Here is a 1,487-nt window from a genome sequence, read left to right as displayed (position 1 = left end):
GCGCACACGTCGCCGCCGCTTTAAAGCACGGCGCGACTAAGCAAGAATGCGTAGAAGCAATTAATGTTGCCATTGTGATGGGCGGTGGTCCGTCGTTGATTTACGGCTCTCAAGCACTGGAAGCCGTCGAGCAGTTGAGCGAGGCGTAACACTTAAAATAAACGACATTAAAAAAGCGCAGCCGCTGCCAACTGCGCTTCTTCATCTATATATAAGCCACCGATTTACCCGCGGTAATATCGCTGCGGCACAAACGGCATTTTTTCGACCGTCATAGGCAATTTCTTGCCACGCACTTCCGCGTATACCTCGGTGCCGGGGGCAATAAACTCAGGTGGGAGGTAACCCATCGCCACGGGCATCCCTTTAGTAGGGCCAAAGGTGCCACTGGTCACGATGCCAATTTGGTTGTCGTCCGCATCAAACAGTTTACTTCCTTCACGGACCGGCGCTTTGCTTTGACCGACTAAACCAATCCGCTTCCGACTCACCGCTTTAGTCGCTATTTGATCCAAAATGATTTGCTCACCGGGAAAGCCACCTGCGCGCTCACCATCAGCGCGACGAACTTTACTGATTGCCCAGATTAAGGTTGCTTCAACCGGCGTAGTGGTGGTGTCCAAATCATGACCATACAGGCATAAGCCACACTCCAAACGCAATGAATCCCGCGCACCTAAGCCAATCCATTCTACTGCCTCATCATCGAGCAACGCTTTTGCCAACGACGCAGCATGCTCAGCCGGCACCGAAACCTCAAACCCATCTTCGCCAGTGTAACCTGAGCGACTCACCACACACTCAATGCCGTTGACCGTAATAGGCTGAATATCCATAAAGACCATCTCACTGACCTGCGGGTTAAAGGTCGCCAGCACCTCGGCCGCTTTTGGTCCTTGCAAGGCCAGCAAAGCACGATCGTCAACAACATCGACGGTCACATCCCCTTTAAGATTATCGCGCAAATGCTGAATATCCTGGGCTTTGCAGGCGGCATTGACCACCAAGAACAAGTGATCGCCTAAGTTCGCAATCATGAGATCATCAAGAATCCCACCTTGCTCATTGGTAAACACCGCATAGCGTTGTTTTCCTTTCGGTAAATCGACGACGTCTACAGGCACCAATGTTTCGAGCGCTTTCGCGGCGTCATCACCATGGAGGCGAATTTGCCCCATATGAGAAACATCAAATAATCCCGCCTGTTCGCGGCAATGCAAGTGCTCTTTGCGCACCCCTAGCGGATACTGGACTGGCATTTCATAGCCCGCAAAGGGAACCATTTTTGCCCCCATATCAAGGTGCAAGCCGTGTAACGGGGTGGTTAGTAACTCTGCCATCATTCTCTCCATATTGTGCCTGCGGGCATCATGCCCACGTGAAGCAAGGCGTTTGTGTGGTCATTAAGAAGCGGTCACCCATAAGATCAATGCATCGGCGTCACTCACTGACGCCAACATGTGTCCCATGGTGGCGTCGTAATACAC

The 1,487-nt window shown here is 51.9% G+C and carries 2 protein-coding genes and 1 pseudogene; 1 reads left to right on the top strand and 2 read right to left on the bottom strand.

Annotated features, from left to right (window positions below; genetic code table 11):
• The coding region (locus BZG79_RS16975; RefSeq protein ID WP_199878059.1) for a carboxymuconolactone decarboxylase family protein at positions 1-149 on the top strand (149 nt) is incomplete at its 5' end.
• 75 nt (positions 150-224) lie between these two features.
• Here the strand turns inward: BZG79_RS16975 and gcvT are convergent.
• Both gcvT and BZG79_RS15495 read right to left on the bottom strand, forming a co-directional pair.
• On the bottom strand, positions 225-1,343 hold the full coding sequence (gene gcvT, locus BZG79_RS15500; RefSeq protein ID WP_077774855.1) for a glycine cleavage system aminomethyltransferase GcvT: 1,119 nt from the start codon (positions 1,341-1,343) through the stop codon (positions 225-227).
• Between the two features lie 60 nt (positions 1,344-1,403).
• A pseudogene (locus BZG79_RS15495) lies at positions 1,404-1,487 on the bottom strand (transcriptional regulator); the annotation flags it as partial.

Origin of the sequence: Salinivibrio sp. MA427, from assembly GCF_001996115.1 — a bacterium.
Taxonomy (GTDB): Bacteria; Pseudomonadota; Gammaproteobacteria; order Enterobacterales; family Vibrionaceae; genus Salinivibrio; species Salinivibrio costicola.
This window is presented reverse-complemented; position numbering and strand designations above follow the sequence as displayed.